The following is a 20,057-nucleotide window of genomic DNA, read 5'->3' on the forward strand; positions in this document are numbered from 1 at the left end:
TTAAGACTTAAGAATACGCTTTACACGAATTGCTAATTCATTTGGATTGAATGGCTTAGGGATAAAATCTGATACCCCTAAATTGAATGCTTCCAAAACTATTTTTTCTTCCTCTCCCAATGAACTTAGGACTATAATAGGAACTTCAGGTTTTGTCTTTCTGGCATGGTGAATGATTTCGATTCCATTTTTGAATGGCATCATCACATCTGTGATTATCAGGTCAAGCGTTTCTGTATCGATAGCTGTTATACCTGCATTACCATCTTTTACTAATACAGTATCATATCCATCCTTCTTTAGACGGAATTGAACTAGACTAGAGATAAGCAAATCATCTTCGATGATTAGGATTTTTTTCATTATTCGTCGGGTGACACTTGGCTCAAAGATAGTATCTATAAGCTAATTACATACCCCTAATACCAATCAAATAAAATCATATTAAAAAGAAGAGTTTTTGTGTTGACAAAACAGTATTTCAAACTCAACATCTTGCCATTGGTCAAATAATGAGTCGCAAAAAAAAAATCTAAATGGATAAAGAAAACCCTTTTATTAGCTTGCTTATCAAAATATAAACCAAATACGATGAGGAGATTGAATATTTATTGAAGTCCATATGGGCATTTTTCAGTGTTAAATCATCCACATTATTTAAAACCATTTCAACCTTATGAAAAAAAATCTACTGCATGCAGGTGTGTTTTGTTTGCTGGTTGCAGGATGGCTTTCTTCCACCTTGGCTTATGCGCAAAGCGACCCATCTGGAAAGAAACGAATCACTGATACCTATGCAATCACAAATGCAACTGTTTTCACAGCTCCTGGCCAAGCCGGGGTCAAAGCTACCGTCCTCATTAAGAACGGATTAATACAAGGAGTAGGAACAAACCTCACACTTCCTAAAGAAGCGAAACTAATTGCCGGTGACTCCTTATTTATATACCCTGGCTTTATTGATGGTGCCGGTGATGTAGGAATCACCAAACCAAAGGATCCTGAAAAGCCAGAAAACTTTGTTTCTTCAAATCCTCCTGATGAAATCGCAGGAATTACCCCTTGGAGATCAGCCACCGATCAGTTTTCTCTCAAAGACAGCAAAGTTGACGATCTAAGAAAGGTTGGATTTACGATAGTTCAGATTATGCCTGATGGCGGTATGATTGCGGGCAAAGCAGCTATTGTGCTGTTAGGTTCTGAGAACTCCACCAATTTATTGGTAGATAACTCTGGCTTGGCGGCTAGTTTCAGAGCTTCTAGAGGAATGTATCCAGGCACTGCAGTAGGTGTTATGGCAAAATTCAGAGAGGTATATGACAATACTAAGCTGACTTCCCAGAGATCGCAAAAATACACTACAGTAGCTGGCCTAAAGCGCCCAGAGATCACACCTACTTATTCTGCTATGGAAGAAGTAGTAGCAGGTAAGATTCCTGTACTCTTTTCCGCATCATCAGAGTTGGAAATCCGAAGAGCCATTAGCCTTCAAAAAGAAAAAGGCTTCAAACTAGTTTTGACTGGTCTGGAAGAATACGAAGAAGTTTTGGATGTGATCAAAGCTTCAGGAGCTGGAGTATTGGTCAAACTGGAAATTCCGGATGATAAGGCAATCAAAGCACAAAAAGAAGATGCCAAGGATGAAGTAAAGGAGCTTAATGCACGCGTTAAAAAAGCCTATGACAATGCACTTGCACAAGCGGGTAAATTGGAAGCTGCCGGAATTCCTTTCGCATTCACTACTTCAGGAGTGAAATCAGGAGATATCATGAAAGCTATGAGAACAATGATAGCAAATGGTCTTTCAGAAAAAGCGGCCCTTGCAGCCTTGACTACTAATGCAGCAGCAATTTTGGGAATCAATAAAGTTGCCGGATCAATTGAGAAAGGTAAAATAGCAAACTTGATTATGAGTACTGATTCTATTTTCGCAGAAGACTCACAGATCAAGCATGTAGTAGTAGATGGATTCGTCTTCGATTATGAGACAAAAGCGAAAAAGAAAGCTCCAAAAGACGGTGAAGGAAAAGGAGCAGTGAAAATTGAAGGAAACTGGGATTACACTTCTGAAAGCCCTGCAGGCTCAGGTTCTGGAGTACTATCTATTCAAAAAGATGGCTCAAACTATACAGGATCTATCACTTACGATGACCCATCAGGTTCTGGTAAGGCATCCTCTCCTATCAAAAATGTAGTGTTGGATGGAAGCACCTTATCATTTTCATTCAATATTTCAGCAAATGAAATGGTCATCACGGTAGACGTAAAAGGTGAAGTTAGCGAAGGAAGCTATGAAGCCTCTATGACTGTTGGCGAATTTGGATCATTTCCATTCGAAGGCACACTCAATCCAACTCTAATCGCTAACAAGTAAAGACATGAAATCGAACATGACACACGCGACAAAAAGGAGGATGATTATAAGCTATGTGAGATTCCATGTGGCCTTAAAATCTAATTGCAAACACATGAAAAAAGTAAATTATTTTCTTGCCGTTCTGTTGGGTCTGAGTATTCAGTTTGCCTCAGCCCAAGTGAAAAAAGGCAGTGTATTAATAAAGAACGCTACCGTTCTTACAGTTACAAAGGGAACGTTGGAGAATTCAGATGTTCTTGTTCAAGATGGTATCATCAAGAAAGTCGGCCAAAATCTAAGTGCTCCATCAGGAGTACAGACTATAGACGCTACTGGTAAGTATGTAATGCCAGGAATCATAGATGCTCACTCTCACCTAGGTTTGGATGTGGTAAATGAAGCCACTTCCCCTATCGTGGCTGAAGTGAGAATGAAGGATATGGTGAATCCATATGAAGTTGGTATATATCGTGCATTAGCTGGTGGAGTTACTATCTCACATGCTATGCACGGATCTGCCAATGTGATTGGAGGGCAAAACGCTACGCTGAAACATAGATGGGGATCTACTGATCCTGCAGACATCATTATGCAAGATGCTCCCCGTACAATCAAATTCGCTTTGGGTGAAAACCCAACGAGAGTTCACGGAAGAGGAAATGGTATCCAACCGCGTACGAGAATGGGTGTTGAGGCAGTTCTTAGAAATGGTTTCAATGAAGCTATTCAATACAAGAAAGCTTGGAGCGAATACAATGCAGCTGCATCTCAGAAAAACAGTACAGCTCTTCCTCCTGTTCACAATGAAAGACTTCAGGTCCTTTCAGACATTATAGATGGAAAGATCATCATTCACTGTCACTCGTACCGTGCAGATGAGATCTACATGCTGATCAATGTTGCCAGAGACTTTGGTATCACCAAACTAGTTTTCCAGCACACAAACGAAGGTTTCAAAGTGGCTCCGGAAATCGCGGAATACACCATGGGGGCTTCAGTATTTGCTGACTGGTGGGCATATAAGATGGAAGTATATTATTCCACTGCTTACAATGCTGCTATCCTAACAGCAAATGGCGCTATCACTTCTATCAATTCCGATGATGCTGAGTTGATCCGTCACCTCTACCATGAAGCTGCAAAAACTCAGCGCTATGGTGGAATGACTGACGATCAGGCATTGTCAATGATTACTATTAATCCAGCCAAGCAATTGGGAATCGCGGATAAGGTGGGCTCAATTGAGGAAGGTAAGCAAGCTGATTTGGTGATTTTCGAAGGTCATCCTTTATCCTCTTATACTATTCCCCAAATGACCTTTGTAGATGGGGTGAAATATTTCGATATCAAGGAAGATGCGAATGATCAGCGATTGAAAGTGAGTGCTACAGAGATGGTAGAACCTATCATGATCTTTGAAGGTCACGATAGCAGATGTATGCAGGATACTGAGAGTCTATTCGAGACTACAGAGGCACTATTCAATTTAAATCATTAATCACCCGTAATTAAAGAAGACATGCAAAGACTAAATAAAATCTTTTTCGCCTTCCTCCTGGCCTTATTGCCTATGATGGCGATGGCACAGATTGACGGGGAAGTGATCAAACCAAGAGCGGGTAAATTTTTACTTAAGAATGCTACAGTTGTCACCATTACTAAAGGTGTATTAACAAACACCTCTGTATTGGTGGAAGATGGAAAAATCAAGGAAGTTGGTGCAAATATCTCTGCCGATGGAGCAGAAGTAATAGACTGTACTGGCAAATTTATCTATCCAGGAATGATTGACGGAGGCACTAAACTGGGCCTTGTAGAAATCAACTCAGTGGCTGAAACAGTCGATTATGCAGAAATAGGAAATTTCACTCCTAATATGCAGGCTTTGACCACCGTAAACCCTAATTCAGTTGCAATTCCTGTGACCAGAGTTTCTGGTGTAACTACTGTGCTAGCTGTTCCTTCGGGAGGCTTATTCCCAGGCACAGCTGCATTGATCAATCTAAATGGCTACACTCCGGATCAAATGTATGCAGGTTTCAAAGCTATTGTGATGAGCTTCCCAAGTTCTGGGCGTCGTGGCAGATTTGACCGTAGATCTGATGATGACATCAAAAAAGCAAATGAAAAAGCTCTAAAAGAAGCAAACGAACTTTGGGACAATGCTGTAAGCTACGCGGCTATGTCTGCAAATGGTGCTGAACTGGAATACTATCCTGAGATGGCCCAGCTTGCAAAAGCTACAACTGGTGAACTTCCACTTTTGATCGAAGTGAATGCTGCTTCAGATATCCAAGCAGCGATCAAATGGGTAGAAGGTAAAGATGCCAAGGTAATCTTTTCCGGAGTATCCGAAGGCTGGAGAGTAGCTGATGAAATCGCTAAAGCTGGCATCCCAGTGGTAACTGGCCCTATTCAGGCACTTCCAACTCGTGATTCAGATCGTTATGATACTCCTTATGCTAATGCAGGTAAAATGGCTAAAGCTGGAGTGAAAGTAGCTATCAGAACTGACGGACAAGAGAACGTAAGAAACCTTCCATTCTTTGCGGCATTCGCAGCTGCCTATGGCATGGGCAAAGAAGAAGCTTGGAAGGCTGTTACAATCAATACTGCTGAGATTTTCGGTGTGGCTGACAAGTACGGATCAGTAGAGGCTGGTAAAGTAGCCAACTTGATCGTTGCTGATGGAGATCCTTTCGAAACAAGGACTAACATCATGCATGTGTTCATCGATGGTTATAGAATGCCACTTTCTAACCGTCAAATCAGACTTTACCAAGAGTTCCTTGATCGTTCTCCTGGATTGAAAATAAATTAGTCATCTGATTTAAGTTAATTTTAACCACAAGGAGAGTTCAGATTTTGGACGGTTCTTGTGGTTATTGTTTTTTTTTGAAAGGCCACATAGTATCCCGCACGGAGAATAATCATCTTAGAGATGTTCATTGTCATGCTCGATTTCTTATGGTTTTCATTTATTTTGCCCCAGTTATGCAAAGAATATATATCCCAATTTTAGTATCCCTAGTTACTGTCCTATTTTCCTGCGAAAGCAAGGATAATAAGGAGGAAGTAAGTACGCTCATCGAAGCAAAAAGAGCTGAAGTCGCCCCTGACAAACGCGTGGCACTTTGGGACTTGAGGTTTGAAAATGACTCTCTGAAGGGAGAAACAAATCAACCTGAGGCTTTGAAAGAATTAATCGAAGAGCTCAACTCTCAACAAATCAATTTCACAGATGCAGTGCTACGCTTACCAGATGCTGAACTGGGAGAAAAAACCAAAGCTTTGGTCACTATCTCAGTAGCCAATATCCGTAGCGAGCCAAAGCATTCAGCAGAACTAGCCACTCAGGCTTTGATGGGAACTCCATTAAATGTTTTGAAAGAAGATGATGGATGGTTCCTAGTACAAACGCCAGATGGATATCTGTCATGGGTAGATAGAGCAGGCATACATTTGATGACAGAGGCGGAATTGGAACATTGGTTCCGGGAGCCAAAAGTTGTGATTACAGCACTCACTGGGTATGTCTGGAAAAGCACTGACAAATCTGAAATGGTGTCTGATCTCGTTGCCGGAGATATAATGACAATTGCAGAAGAAAGCAAAGATCAGCTGAAAGTCAATCTACCAGATGGTCGCCAAGGATGGATTTCTTCCAGCGATGCGCAAGATTGGGAAAGCTGGATTGCATCCAGAAATACTACTCCGGAGGCTCTTATCACTACTGCCAAGCAAATGATGGGAACTCCTTATCTATGGGGAGGCACATCCATCAAAGGTGTAGACTGTAGTGGTTTTACCAAGACCATCTTTTACCTCAACGGACAGATAATTCCCCGCGATGCTTCGCAGCAAATAAACGAAGGTGATCTAGTCGATACAGATAAAAACTGGGATAAACTTCAGGTAGGTGATCTACTTTTCTTTGGAGTAAAAGAAACTCCTGAGAAAAAAGAACGGGTAGTCCACGTGGGTATGTGGATAGGAAATGGAGAATTCATTCATTCTCGTGGCTTGGTAAGAATCTCAAGCTTTGACCCGGAAAACCCTAATTATGACGAGTATGAGCTTGGCAGATACCTGAGAACAAAGAGAATTGTCAATGTTCCTTCCGAGCATATTTTATCAGTTTCAGAGCTTTTAACCAATAACTAACCATGTCCATAAACAAAACATTTTTCGGAATCGCTATCGCACTAGGCTTTAGTCTTTCTGCAAATGCACAACAAGTCACTGGCTTTTACCCCAAGGATAAGACAAAAGAAGAGTCCATTGAGAAGGATTACTTGAAAGCTGTGAATTACGAGCAGTTTAAGGTTCACCTGAAGGAACTCACCAAAGCTCCACACATCGCCGGAACACCGGAAAATGAAGCTGTAGCAGCTTACATGACGAAGGTGATGAAGGATGCGGGCATGGATGTGACCTCCTACCCCTATGATGTCTATTTACCAAATAAACCTGGTGAATCTCTCTTGGAGATTATTACGCCCGATAAAATGACTTTGTCACAGCAGGAAGGGCCTATAGAAGGAGACCCTTTTTCTACAGACCCAAGACTTCATAAAGGCTTCAATGCTTATTCAGGTTCAGGAGATGTCACCGCAGAAGTAGTTTATGCAAATTATGGAGTAAAGGCTGACTTCGAGAAATTAGCTGAAATGGGAGTTGATCTGAAAGGAAAAGTTGTCATAGCGCGATACGGCGGAAATTTCCGAGGATACAAAGCAAAATTCGCTGAGCAATACGGAGCAGCGGCCTTGATCATTTATACCGATCCAAAAGATTCTGGATCTGGTAAAGGAGACGTGTATCCAGACGGGCCATTTTATAATGAAACCACCATCCAACGGGGTTCTTTATTGACTTTGGATTACACTGGAGATCCATTGACACCATTCGAGCCGGCACTTCCATTGGACGGAGATAAGCAGGTGAAGCGCTTGGATCCAAAAGATGTAGCATTCCATACTATACCAGTTTCCCCAATTGGATATGGTGCTGCCAAAGAGATTTTAAGAAGAATGAAAGGCTCTTCAGTGCCTGAAGGATGGCAAGGAGGATTGCCATTTGACTATAAAATTACTGGCGGAGCAGATCTGAAAGTTAGAGTGAAAGTAGAGCAGCCAGTAGATTATATCAGAGCAAATAACGTGGTGGGCAAGTTTGTAGGAAGTGAATATCCTGACGAATGGATCATTTTGGGAAGTCATTACGATGCCTGGAGTTTTGGCGCTACTGATCCCAATTCCGGCACAGCGATGATGCTGATCTTAGCTGAAGCTATAGGAGAATTGGTAAAAAATGGAGAGGGACCTAAAAGATCAATTTTGATCGGGCACTGGGATGCGGAAGAGCAAGGTGTGATCGGTTCTACAGAATGGGTAGAGCAATTTAAAGATGAATTGGGAGCCAAAGCTGTGGTTTACATGAATTTTGATAGTGCGGTGTCAGGAAGAAACTTTGGTGTTTCGGCTGCTCCTACGCTGAAAAATCTAATCATTGAAGCTTCCAAGGAAGTGGCTTATCCAGATTCTGCAAAATCAGTCTACCAAGTTTGGGCGGGGAAAAGTGAAGAACCTAGAATCGGAAATCTAGGTGGAGGATCAGATCATATAGCTTTCTATATGTACGCTGGAGTGCCAAGTTTGAGTGGAGGTTCTGGTGGAACTTCTGCCTACCATTCCAACTATGACAATTTTCATTATTACAGCAAGTTTGTAGATCCAACCTTCAAAATGGGGGGAACAGTGGCTTCTGTGATAGGTATCCTTGCACTAAGGATGGCAAATGCCACAATCATCCCTTACGATGTGCCTAGATACGCTCAGGATTTGAGATTACATTTCGACAATGCTATCACATCAGTGAAAGAAATGGATTCTTCATTTACTTCCTTTGATAAAGTTGACGCAGCTATAGTAAAATTAAAAGCTAGCTCTGAAGCCTACGAATCATCCATGAATGCAGCATTGTCTTCAGGTGAGTTTTCTGATAAAGAAATCCATGCATTGAACAAGGGATTGATTTCACTGGAGAAAAGCTGGATCGATCCTAAAGGAATGTATTTCGGAAGCTGGTATAGATCACTTTATGTAAGCACTGACCCATTCTCCGGCTATGCTTCTTGGATATTGCCAGGCATCAAATATGAGGTAGAAACCGAGTCGACTAAACGTCTGGAAGAATGGGATACCCGCTATGCTAAAGCGATTCTGAACTTGAGCAAGAAAGTGGATAAGATGGCTAAGAGTCTGAAATGAGACGTTAGATTTTAGACTTAAGACTTTAGACATAAGAAAAGGGCTTAGATTAATTTCTAAGCCCTTTTTCAGTTTTGGAGACTGACAGTATGTAATCTATTTATATGTATATCTTCAATAACACCAGAATACAATTTTTGATAACTTAATTATTGGAAATTACTATTCATTTCCTCTGAAAAAATCCGAAGGATTGAAACAATTCATAACCCTCGGCAAAGCCGGGGGAAGCTAAAAACCTTAGAAAAATTAAGCCCCGAAGGGGTGTAACCGGCTTGTCCGAAAATTATTGTATTTCAGCTTACCGAAAAAGAATAATCTGAACTAGTCACAAATTGTGACCGGTTAAACAATCAAAATCATTTCACTTCACTAATTTTCACTTTCACGGACCAAGGTATAGCCATGCTTTCGGCATTTATAACAAATCAAAACTAATTCATATTGTCAATCTTCCTTGTAATTGCTATATTCCATAGTTGTTTTTAACTATCAAATTTATCAAGCATGGAAAGTATTTATATAGGTTCGCTTTTTATAGTATTAGGAATTCTGATCAAATTTTTCCCTGGACTCTTAGCGGGTTACAATAGTTTATCCAATAGAGAAAAAGAAAATGCTGAAACCAACGGGCTGCCCACGTTTGCCGCTATTGTATTTGGAGCTATGGGGCTGATATCTATTACAGGATACTTTGTTGGATTTTGGTTAGATAGGCCATCGCTAAGTAATACATGGGTTTTGGTGACTATAGTTGGTATGATAGTTTTGATTGTTTTTGGAAATATGCTTGTGAATAGAAGAGCAAGGTGAATACCATCAATTAGCAGGCAGATCTGATTAAACAAAGGGCTTAGATTAAATTCTAAGCCCTTTTTCAGTTTTGGAGATTGGTAATATTTGGTATGTGAATTCAATATTTTACAAGTAGCTGTCAGCAGGCTTCGCTCAGCCACCGTTTTTTAATCATGTAATGTGCAGAGAGAAAGATGCGACTTTAATTCGGTCCCCGAGCAAAGTCGAGGGGAAATACTCATAATACTATTTGGCTAGGTGTGCAATTAAGAATATTCATAAAAAAATATTAGAATTAACCCCCAATCAAAGCCATATAAACTCTATTTCTTACAACAGCATTTTGGATAACTGCTCACTCAAATACTCCTTTAGCTCCTCTCCTTCTTCTACTTTTATCTCACCTGGCAAGCCTAAAATAAACCTTCCCAATCCAGGAAGCTGTGGAACTTCTCCATTGAAATAAAACTGATTCCTATTTTTGATGGACATAAAGGGGCGTGCATTGGGATGCTCCTCCATCATCAATTGATAGGCTTTTTTGCTCAGCTTCAACTTTACCAAAAAGAGATTTTTCCCTGTGAATCCAAATAATTGAGTCCCCGGTAATTGGTGCTTAGTTTCATATTTCCAAGCCTCTTGACTCAATACCACTTCCCCGATACGCTCTATTTTGAAAACCTTCATGCTTTTACTGGCAGGTTCAAAGGCATGTATAGTCTCGTAATTGGATGAAAAAGCTACCGGCTCCACCAAGCGATCACTCGTGGTATCGGAACTCAAGGAATAATAGTCTTTCAGCCAAACTTGCTTTTTTTTCTGAATACTCTGACCTATCTCATCTACCAATCTCCCAAGGTTCGCTTTAAAAAGTTGCTCCGTTACCTGCTTCACTTCTGAGCGTACAGCCAGTTTTTTGAGAATTGAATCATGAAGTAGATTCCCTTTACCCTGACTTTCTATCATAGACCGAAGCCACTGGCTTTCCTCCTGGGAAAAAGTCCCGTAATTCAGCGTCTGATCCATTCCGGGACGTTGTTGAATCTTATACTTGCTGAATTCCTTCACCACTTCAAAGCCTAGTGCTTCGAGTAGTTTGAAATAGCGATAGATCGTGCGCTCATCCGTCTCCAGAAGTTCGGCAAGTCTATGAACAGGCTTCCCAATATTACTTTGCAGTAAATTGATCAATTTGAAAACGCGAAGAATTTTTTGCTGTTCGATTTTTCCGGCCTGGCTCATAGTAGATTCTGAATTTAGAAAGCTAAAAGTAAACAATTGAAAAAAGGAATTAGAATAATTGACGTGTATTGTCAATTAATTTCTATTCAATCTTTTCAGCTGCTAATCAAAATTCCTTCTAATTTTAGCTTAATGAGTCACCAAGTACCCAATCTCAATTCTTCCCAAGCTAGAATTTCAGCTCTCATCGCTGGTATTCTCTTCCTTCTAGCCTACTGGTACTTTGGCTACGACGGCATTACGTTCAGTGACGACGTCTATTATTTACTTGCTGGACAAAAGTTTTGGGAAGGAACTATGGAGGTTAATGATTACCATTTTTCCAGTCGCTGGGGGGCTTATGTGCCATCAGGATTGATTGGATATTTGATTGGTTTTGATGCACATAGGATTTCCCTTATTTCTCTGCTGAGCTATGTTGCCACGCTCTTACTATTAGTGAAAATCCTCCCGAAATCTTTACCTGCTTGGGTATTGGTTTTATGGTTTTGTACGCAGGTATACTTCCTTCATTTCCTCACCAAAGTCTACCCAGACAGCTTGTTAGTTCTATGGACTTGTCTGGTTCCTATTGCTTCCGTTTATAGAAAAAACAAACCTATACTAGCTGGAATAGTGTTAGTAGTCGCTTTGTTTGCTGGTTTTCTAACGAAAGAAACCATAGTATTACTGGCACCTTTCCCCGTCCTGTTATTCTATTTCGATTGGAAGAGGAAAGATGTCACTTACTCATTTTATCTGGCTATACTGGCGACGGGAATCTTACTTTCTGCAGCTTACCTAAGTTATTTCTGGATCAAGTTCGGTGATCCTCTTCATCGGGTCAGCTCCATCAATGCGGGGCATTACATATCCGAATTCACCTACGCAGACAAAAGTCTTTGGTCCATGGTAAGAAGGCTCACTATTTTACCCATCATCACCTTTGTAGAGCGGTCTTACTGGGCCTTGATAGTCTTTGCACTGCCAGGAATAGTACTAGGTCTGAAGTCAAGGAAAACACCAGCTTTTGAATTCTCCCTAGCATTTCTCTGCTTGTTGATTGGCTTCTGGTTTATGACTTCCACACTGGATTTCTATAATCCCATTTACCTCAATCCACGACATCTGATTATCCTAGTTCCCCTTCTTTGCTTGCTGATTGCACTTGGCTGGAAAAAATGGCAAACATCCATTAGAGCTAGACTTTGGATGATGGGATTACTAAGTCTCGGTGCTGCATTTAGCCTGGTACAACTGGATTGGAAAATGGCTGGTTTTCAGCTCGCATTGGTAGGCGCTGTATATGCTTACCGATTCAAATTCCAAGCTATTATCAGCGCGGCTATTCTTCTTGCTCCAGCCTTGCTGGCTGTTCCTTATCAGAAGAATCTGAAGCAGTATTCCTCAATGATCGAAACTTTAAGTAGTGAATCACAATCCACTAAAAATCAATCATTTTTACTTACAAATAACTTCCTTGAATTTAGCGAACAAGTACTATTCCCCAAAGATAAAATTACCCAAGAAAAGCTCCATGGCTTGGACAGTTTGCTGACTTGGGAGAATGCAAAAACGGATACGGTTAAGCTCCTCCTTTATACCTATTATCAGCATGCCTACCCACAAGAGCAGGAGGAAATTGATGCGGTATTGAGTAAGCTGAAAGAGCTAGGATATGTGCTAAGCGAAGAAAAAAATGAGGGAGTTATTTGGAAACAGATCTATGTTAAATCTACCATACCTGAAATAAACTAGACCTATTTAACCAAAAAAATATTTAAGCATCGTCCAAAATTCTGAGACATTAAAAAATTCTCCACTTAATTCTAGATTTGATAAATTCAAATTGTTTACATTTAATGAAACTTTTTGGCTTTTTATAAGATTTTATGATTAAGCGATTTGAAACCATATTGCTAGAAGATGTGATGATATTTCTTAAGCAAGTAGGAGAAAAGCCAAGAAATAAAATCTTTCAAAATATTGAACGAGCAAGTCATCAAACAGATCCAAAATTATTTAAAAAATTGGCGGGTGACATCTGGGAGTTTAGAACGGTTTATGCAGGATTGCAATACCGCCTGCTCGCATTTTGGGACAAGAGAGATAATAAGAAAACATTGGTGATGGCAACCCATGGATTTGTTAAGAAAACGGATAAAGTAGACAAAAAGGATTTTGATAAAGCAAATCGTATTAGGCAACAGTATTTGAATGAATAAGATTATGAAAACTTATACACTTGATCAGGCAAAAGATGAATTAATTGGATTAGCAGGGAGTTTCGAACGTGATCAATATGAGACTGAGCTACAACTTGAGCTTATTGGTGACATGATACAAAAAGCTAGGAAACAGCGAAAACTAACTCAAGAGGAACTTGGGGATCTCGTCGGAGTAAAAAAATCTCAAATTTCTAGATTGGAAAATAATACTGGAAATATCACACTAGATACAGTGCTAAAGGTTTTCAAAGCACTTGAGGCCAAAGTAAATATCAATATTGAGATGCTGAATAAAAAAGTTGAAGTAGTTTGATTATCAATTACTAAAACTGCTTCCTATCCAAAATCTCCTTTAGTACAACAGCATCCTTGATAGACTGTGGATTTTTCAACATACGCCCGTAACGGCTCTTCCCAGAGTCCGAAGATTCTACAGAGATTTCCTTGAAGGAAGGAATATCTGGAATACCCTTGGAAGTCCTGGTTAGATCAGATTTCACTTTCTCAAAAGCACCTTGATAATGTTGAATCTCATCATCGTCTTCCTCAATTTTTCGGGTTGGAAACCTTTTGACAGCTGGAGCAGGATCAGCTCTCCATTCAGGACGTGATGCTATATCTCCAGCTCGCTCATAAACCACTTCTTTGGGTTGTACTACAGGGGCAGGTTGCACTCTAGGCTTTTCTGGAGCTACCTGTTTTGGCTTTTGGGCATCACGGATTTCCCGCATCAGATCCTCAAAAGAAACAGACTTTTGCTCTGGAGCACCAGACATTTCCTCAGACTCTCCACCCTGATTTTTCTTCTTGCCTTTGGTAGCCTGATAGATAAAATAGGCCAAAACGGCGACGATATAAACTATATTTCCTAAATCCACAGGGGTAAGTTAAATCATTTCGTTAAGTAAAACATATTTTTTAACCGCAGAGTACGCAAAGGATAGCGCAGAGAGCTCAAACTGATTGTTTGTCTACTTAATAATTGTCCATTGAATTTGAGAATTGATTATTTTTCCGAATCTTTTAATTCCTACTGAAAAACTTACATCAATTTCCAGAAATCCCCCTGCCCCCTTTAAAAAAGGGGGAGTTGCCGAATTAGAACTTCGAACACTACCTTTGCATGATTAAGAAATTTGTTCTTTATTAACTTGAAAAATGATTTTGAGAATTGAGCAATTACTAACCCTTCAATTTCGAGACTCTCGTCTCTCAAGTGCTCAGCCTGACAAACTAAAAACTGTTACTTGATTCCGAACACTGTGACTGAACTCTGATCACTGTTACTAATAACAAACAACTAATTTTTAATTAAAACATTTTAAACTTTAAATTCTTTAACCACTGCTTGCCAACTGAAAACTGATCACTCTAACCCCCAATTCCTTGGACAATGGCGCAAATGATCTTATTTTGTTTCATTAATTAAGACAAATTCAAAAGAATGCTGCTCAGTAAGCTGGAGATCAAAGGGTTTAAGAGTTTTGGGGATAAAATGGTGATTAACTTCGACAAGGGAATCACTGGTGTAGTTGGGCCAAATGGCTGCGGAAAATCCAATGTGGTCGATGCTATCCGTTGGGTTCTTGGCGAGCAGAAAACCCGTATGCTCCGCTCCGACAAGATGGAGAACGTGATTTTCAACGGGACCAAAAACCGTAAACCCTCCAATCTTGCCGAAGTATCCCTGACTTTTGAAAACACCAAAAACCTACTTCCTACCGAGTACACTTACGTAACTATCACCCGCCGCTACTATAGATCCGGTGACAGCGAATATCAGATCAATGGTGTCACCTGCCGTCTGAAGGATATCACGAATCTCTTCATGGATACGGGGATCAACTCTAACAGCTATGCCATCATCGAACTGAAAATGATCGATGAGCTACTGAATGACAAGAATAACTCGCGCCGGGAATTGTTTGAGGAAGCTGCGGGGATTTCCAAATTCAAAAATAGAAAGAGAGAAACTCTCCGAAAACTTCAGGATACTGACGATGACCTGGACCGGGTGGAAGATGTGCTTTTTGAAATAGAGAAGAATCTGAAAAGCCTGGAAAAGCAGGCAAAACAAGCTTCTAACTACTTTGAGATCAAAAAAGATTACAAAGTCGCAAGTATAAATCTGGCAAAAAAAAGCATAGAGAAATACAGCAAGTCACTCATAGAAGCTAATCTTAAGATCCAGGAAGAAGGTGATAAAAAACTCCAACTTCAAACGCAGGTAGCCGATCAGGAAGCCCTACTCAGCCAATTGAAGTCTGAGTTAATCCTAAAAGAAAAACTGCTTGCCAGCCGTCAAAAGGCTCTCAATGAGCACGTCAATAAAATCCGAACTTTTGAATCTGAGAAAAAAATCAAGAATGAGCGTCTTAGATTTTTGGAAGATAGATCCCAAAAACTGCGGGAGCAGATAGATGCTGACCGTAAGTCAAACGATCGTGCAGGCTTCAGTATACGCTCCTTGCAGCAGGAAAAAGAATCTGCCGAAAAGATGCTTGCCGAGAAGGAAATGATCGTTTCCGAACTTCGTGAAGCCTATGAAAGCCAGAAGCTAATACAAGCCGAAAAGCAGCAGGCGCAGAAGACGATCAATCATAATTTTGAAGCACTCAAGGAGAAAGTATATCAGCTGAGCAAGGACATAGAGATCAAGCAGATTCAGCTGTCTACCCTAAAGCAGGAACTGGAGCGCACCTCTAGTGATGATTCCTCTCAGGAAGCAAGTTTGGTGGATTTTGAGGAGAAAATAATTACACTCAAAGCCGAACTTGATGAGTCGACCAAAGGCTATCAGGAGCTAAAAACCAAGCAGGAAGATCTGGATCAGAAGATCGAAGAAACCAATCGGGTGATAGAAATGATCCGTGAGGAACTGACTCAATCTTCCCGTAAGCTCGATTCCAAAACCAACGAATACAACCTCACCAAGTCTCTGGTGGAAAATCTGGAAGGTTTTCCGGAAGCCATCAAATTCCTGAAGAAAAATCAAAGTTGGGGTAAGGACATGCCTCTTCTATCCGATTTGCTGACCACCTCCGAAAAATTCAGGGTTACCATTGAGAATTACCTGGACAGCTACATGAATTATTATGTGGTGGATACGGAGTCACAAGCTATTTCAGCCATTCAACTTTTGAGTGATTCGGCACGAGGCAAAGCCAATTTCTTTGTGTTGGAGCATTTTGAGCGATTCAAGCCTAGTCAAAACAAGCTTTTTGCAAATGCTACAGCAGCAACAGAGATCATAGAATTTGATGTCAAGTATTCCCGTCTGATCAACTTCATTCTGGACAATGTATATATAGTACAAGGTGAGCACAGGGATTTTCCGCAGGATACTGAGGCTGTTTTCATCTCTGAAAATGGTAAATACACCAAGCGGAAATTCAGTATTTCCGGTGGTTCGGTAGGCCTTTTCGAAGGAAAAAGAATCGGTAGAGCCAAGAACCTGGAGAAGCTGGACAAGGAAATAAAAGACCTGAATAAAAAAGTCAGCAGCACTAGAAACAACCTGGATAATAAGCTGTCTGAACTGATGAAGCTGAAGGAAATCAGCTATAAAAAGACGCTGGAGGAATGGCAGAATAAGATCAATGCCATCAATCAGGATTTTGTATCCGTGCGCACCAAGAAGGAACAACTGGCAGAATTACTGAGCTCCAATGCCAATAAGCGTGAAGATATCCTCGATAGAATAGCTTCCATAGAGGAGAGCTTGACTGAGATTCAGCCACAGCTTTTTGATGAGCGAGCTGAGTTCGAAGCCATGCATGATGAACTCGAAGAGCTGAACGAATCCTATGAGAAGGAATCGGCTTCGCTTACTGAGAAGTCTCAGGCTTTCAATGCCGAGAACATTCTCTATCACCAGCATCTAAACCGGGTGAGCAGTTTGGATCAGGAAATAGAATTCAAGCAAACTGCTTATGAGGGCTCAAAGGAGCGTATTGGGAAATCCCAGTCCGAACTTTCCTCGCTTGACACGGAAGTGAAATCCTTACTGGACAATAACGAGGTCAAGGATGATGAACTGATCGAGTTGTATTCTGAGAAAGAAGGAATAGAAAAAGGCGTGCAGGAAGCTGAGAAGGACTATTATGCTTCACGGGGATTTATAGATGAGACTGACCAAAAGATCAGAAGTATTCAGAAATCCAAGGAAAGCTACGATCAACTGATTCATGAACTGGAAAACGCAGTGAATGAGATCAAGCTGAAAATGGCAGGAATGAAGGAAAGACTCAGCGTGGAACTTGAGCTGGATCTGGACGAGCTGATGGAAGAAAACCCTGAAATAGATGCCGAATTCAGGGAGTTTGCTGAAGATAAATTGCGCGAGCTAGTCAGCAGACAAAAGGAGAAACTTGATAAAATCGGACCGATCAACCCTATGGCCATGGAAGCCTACGATGAGATCAAGGTTCGCTATGACTTTATCACCACTCAGAAAGAAGACCTGATCAAAGCCAAGGAATCCCTACTCACTACCATCAAGGAAATCGACCAGGTAGCCAAAGAGACATTTTTGGATGCATTTGCCAAGATCAAGGAGAACTTCGTGAAGGTATTCCGCTCACTCTTCACCGAGCAGGATGATTGTGATTTGACCTTGGTGGATCCTAGCAATCCACTGGAATCCGCTATAGAGATTTTGGCTAAGCCAAAGGGCAAGCGTCCTCTAAGTATCAACCAGCTTTCCGGAGGAGAAAAGACACTGACTGCCACGTCCCTACTCTTTTCTATCTACCTTCTGAAGCCTGCGCCTTTCTGTATTTTTGATGAGGTAGATGCGCCACTGGATGACGCTAATATTGATAAGTTCAATACCATCATACAGAAGTTCAGTGCAGAATCCCAGTTTATCATCGTGACGCATAATAAGCGCACCATGGCCAGCACGGATATTATTTACGGAATTACGATGATTGAGGCAGGAGTTTCTAGGGTAGTTCCGGTGGATTTAAGGGAGTTGGCTTAAATAGAGAAGGGAGATTAGTGAAAAGATATTAGAGATTTTTCGAAATTCATTCTTAAGGTAGAATTCAATTAGGAGTATTCACAAGAGATTCGATTCTAATATCATTACACTCTACAAAAGTGCTTATTTTAGTCTGGATTAACTTTTTTAATTTTTCAAATCATGAGCAAAGACCTTCTCCTTTCTAACCAAGAAATCGAAAATCGGATTTTTACGATTCGTGGTCTTCAGGTAATGATTGACCGAGATTTGGCCGAATTATATAAGGTTGAAACCAGAGCATTAAACCAGGCTGTCAAAAGGAACCTAAACCGATTCCCAAATTCATTCAGATTTCAATTAAATGATGAAGAATTTGAAAATTGGAGGTCACAAACTGTGATCTCCAATAATGACAAAATGGGATTAAGAAGACCTCCATTTGTATTTACTGAACAAGGAGTAGCAAAGTAAAAATGATATTTCAAATGTAATCCAATTGAATAGGAATGCGGCTTTAGCCCATTCATATTGAATTGAATGACCATAGTTAAACGGGCTTTAGCCCAATTCTGTAGCCCATTCATTTTAGACAATATTCAAAAAAATCCCCCTATCTTAATCGAAACCCTTTATTATATGCGCTCCCTTCTCCCCTCCTTTCTCCTACTTGTCTTACTCTTCTCAGGATGTAATAAACCAACTGACACTTCTCCTTCACTCGATGAAGACACCCAAGCTTGGTGGGAAACCACCACTGTACTTTCCAGCGATGAGATGGAAGGACGGGATACGGGCTCTCCTGGCTATGAACGAGCTGCGGCTGTGGTTGCGGAGCGATTCGCTGCTGCAGGACTCGAACCGCTGGGTGACAATGGCACCTGGTTTCAGGAGGTACCGATGGAAGAAGTAGCGATCACTCAGGCTACAATCACGGTAGGTGGACGCGAGCTAAGATTCTTGCATGATATTACAGGCTCGCCTGGAAGCGCCTCCGAAATAGTCGAAGCACCGATTATCTACTGTGGCTACTGTGATTCAACAAGCACAAGTCTGGTGAAGGACAAGTTGGTGATCTGTCATGCGACAAGGCGTGAAGAACTACCTAGCAATTCCGACCGGATAAAAAACATGAGCGAAGGCGGTGCCTTGGGAATCATCTTCATAGCAGATCCCGGTTTTACCATAGAGCCCCCAAGATGGCCCTTTGCCTACAGTCGAAGCGTTAGGCTGGCAGATGCTAGTCCTTCCCCACCAACGCTACCAACCTTCAGTATCAATGCTGGTACTGATGCATTAGACAAAATCATCGAAGGCAGTGGACAAAACGCAAAAGAACTGATTGATTTGGGCAGTCAGGGCAAGCCACTACCCGTTTTTGAAGTACCCGACCGTCTGACTGCGAGTTTTACATTAGCTAGCCGTACGTTACAATCCCCAAACATCATTGGCCTCCTGCCAGGAACGGATCCTAGTCTTGCCAATCAGGCAATTGTTCTCACTGCACACCTAGATGGCTATGGATATGGCGAAGCTGTCGATGGAGATAGTTTGTATAATGGCACGCTGGATGATGCCGCTTATGTAGCGCTGCTCATTCAATTGGCAGAACGGCGAGCTGGTAAAGGATTTAAAAGACCGGTAATTTTTGCAATCGTGACGGGTGAAGAGAAAGGATTGCTTGGCTCACGCTATATGGTGCAACACCTTCCTGTGCCCAAAGAAAGCATCGCCGCAAACATAAACCTGGATCAACTCCGTCCGCTATTTCCCTTGGAGCTATTGACCGTTCATGCATTAGATGAAACTACCCTTGGAGACGATGCGACTGCTGTGGCGGCGAGTATGCAGATTAAGGTACAGAATGATCCCGAACCCATACGTGGACTGATCCGGCGCTCTGATCAATGGAGCTTTATCCAAGCGGGAATTCCCGCCATCAATTTTGTCTTTGGCTTTGAGCCTGGATCTGAGAGCGAACGCATTTACAGACAATGGTATCGTGAAGGCTATCACACCCCAAAGGATGATCTTGAGCAAAAGATCGACTGGGCTGCAGCAGCAAAGTTCAACACGTTTTTTTATGAACTCGTAGAAAAGGTGGCCAATGGCACAGTTGCACCAGCATGGAAACCTGACAGCAAACTAAGGCCGGTTAACCCCTAGAGTCGGAATGGGCTCAATGTTTATTGCTAAAGTTGAATCGAAATGATACTACATCC

Annotated in this window: 15 protein-coding genes; 12 read left to right on the forward strand and 3 right to left on the reverse strand. The window is 41.3% G+C overall.

Annotated elements, in window-relative coordinates; genetic code table 11:
- Complete coding sequence (locus ESV85_RS10680; protein WP_146917426.1) at positions 1-363, reverse strand: response regulator transcription factor; 363 nt, start codon at positions 361-363, stop codon at positions 1-3.
- Between the two features lie 313 nt (positions 364-676).
- Here ESV85_RS10680 and ESV85_RS10685 point away from each other — a divergent pair, with 313 nt between their 5' ends.
- The 6 genes from ESV85_RS10685 to ESV85_RS10710 all read left to right on the forward strand — a co-directional run bounded on the left by ESV85_RS10685 (position 677) and on the right by ESV85_RS10710 (position 9,441).
- Positions 677-2,374 carry an amidohydrolase family protein gene (locus ESV85_RS10685; RefSeq protein ID WP_223275971.1) on the forward strand — a complete coding sequence of 566 codons (1,698 nt, stop codon included), beginning with the start codon at positions 677-679 and terminating at the stop codon, positions 2,372-2,374.
- 94 nt (positions 2,375-2,468) lie between these two features.
- Positions 2,469-3,854 carry an amidohydrolase family protein gene (locus ESV85_RS10690; RefSeq protein ID WP_146917427.1) on the forward strand — a complete coding sequence of 462 codons (1,386 nt, stop codon included), beginning with the start codon at positions 2,469-2,471 and terminating at the stop codon, positions 3,852-3,854.
- A gap of 21 nt (positions 3,855-3,875) precedes the next feature.
- Positions 3,876-5,177, forward strand: a complete 1,302-nt coding sequence (locus ESV85_RS10695; RefSeq protein WP_146917429.1) for an amidohydrolase family protein — start codon at positions 3,876-3,878, stop codon at positions 5,175-5,177.
- A 173-nt stretch (positions 5,178-5,350) separates the two neighbouring features.
- Positions 5,351-6,520: a C40 family peptidase gene (locus ESV85_RS10700; protein WP_146917431.1), complete on the forward strand. Its 1,170-nt coding sequence runs from the start codon at positions 5,351-5,353 to the stop codon at positions 6,518-6,520.
- 2 nt (positions 6,521-6,522) lie between these two features.
- Positions 6,523-8,628 (forward strand): M28 family peptidase, encoded by a 2,106-nt coding sequence (locus ESV85_RS10705; protein WP_146917433.1) that lies wholly within the window; start codon positions 6,523-6,525, stop codon positions 8,626-8,628.
- Between the two features lie 507 nt (positions 8,629-9,135).
- Entirely contained in the window at positions 9,136-9,441 is a 306-nt protein-coding gene (locus ESV85_RS10710; protein WP_146917435.1) for a DUF3784 domain-containing protein, read from the forward strand.
- Between the two features lie 312 nt (positions 9,442-9,753).
- On the opposite strand, the gene ESV85_RS10715 is transcribed toward ESV85_RS10710, so the two are convergent.
- Complete coding sequence (locus ESV85_RS10715) at positions 9,754-10,665, reverse strand: helix-turn-helix transcriptional regulator (RefSeq protein ID WP_146917437.1); 912 nt, start codon at positions 10,663-10,665, stop codon at positions 9,754-9,756.
- A 132-nt stretch (positions 10,666-10,797) separates the two neighbouring features.
- Between ESV85_RS10715 and ESV85_RS10720 the strand changes: the two genes are divergently transcribed.
- The 3 genes from ESV85_RS10720 to ESV85_RS10730 all read left to right on the forward strand — a co-directional run bounded on the left by ESV85_RS10720 (position 10,798) and on the right by ESV85_RS10730 (position 13,185).
- Entirely contained in the window at positions 10,798-12,402 is a 1,605-nt protein-coding gene (locus tag ESV85_RS10720) for a hypothetical protein (RefSeq protein WP_146917438.1), read from the forward strand.
- A 134-nt stretch (positions 12,403-12,536) separates the two neighbouring features.
- On the forward strand, positions 12,537-12,869 hold the full coding sequence (locus ESV85_RS10725) for a type II toxin-antitoxin system RelE/ParE family toxin (RefSeq protein ID WP_146917440.1): 333 nt from the start codon (positions 12,537-12,539) through the stop codon (positions 12,867-12,869).
- 4 nt (positions 12,870-12,873) lie between these two features.
- Complete coding sequence (locus ESV85_RS10730) at positions 12,874-13,185, forward strand: helix-turn-helix domain-containing protein (protein WP_146917442.1); 312 nt, start codon at positions 12,874-12,876, stop codon at positions 13,183-13,185.
- Between the two features lie 10 nt (positions 13,186-13,195).
- On the opposite strand, the gene ESV85_RS10735 is transcribed toward ESV85_RS10730, so the two are convergent.
- The gene (locus ESV85_RS10735; protein ID WP_146917444.1) at positions 13,196-13,750 is read right to left on the reverse strand and encodes a hypothetical protein; all 555 of its coding nucleotides are present in this window, start codon (positions 13,748-13,750) and stop codon (positions 13,196-13,198) included.
- A 566-nt stretch (positions 13,751-14,316) separates the two neighbouring features.
- Between ESV85_RS10735 and smc the strand changes: the two genes are divergently transcribed.
- The 3 genes from smc (at position 14,317) to ESV85_RS10750 (ending at position 20,001) form a co-directional block, all read left to right on the forward strand.
- Positions 14,317-17,856, forward strand: a complete 3,540-nt coding sequence (gene smc / locus ESV85_RS10740) for a chromosome segregation protein SMC (protein WP_146917446.1) — start codon at positions 14,317-14,319, stop codon at positions 17,854-17,856.
- 162 nt (positions 17,857-18,018) lie between these two features.
- Positions 18,019-18,309 (forward strand): ORF6N domain-containing protein, encoded by a 291-nt coding sequence (locus ESV85_RS10745; RefSeq protein ID WP_146917448.1) that lies wholly within the window; start codon positions 18,019-18,021, stop codon positions 18,307-18,309.
- A gap of 165 nt (positions 18,310-18,474) precedes the next feature.
- Complete coding sequence (locus ESV85_RS10750; protein ID WP_146917450.1) at positions 18,475-20,001, forward strand: M28 family peptidase; 1,527 nt, start codon at positions 18,475-18,477, stop codon at positions 19,999-20,001.
- Positions 20,002-20,057: the final 56 nt, after the last annotated feature.

The organism is Algoriphagus aquimarinus (assembly GCF_007997215.1).
GTDB lineage: Bacteria > Bacteroidota > Bacteroidia > Cytophagales > Cyclobacteriaceae > Algoriphagus > Algoriphagus aquimarinus_A.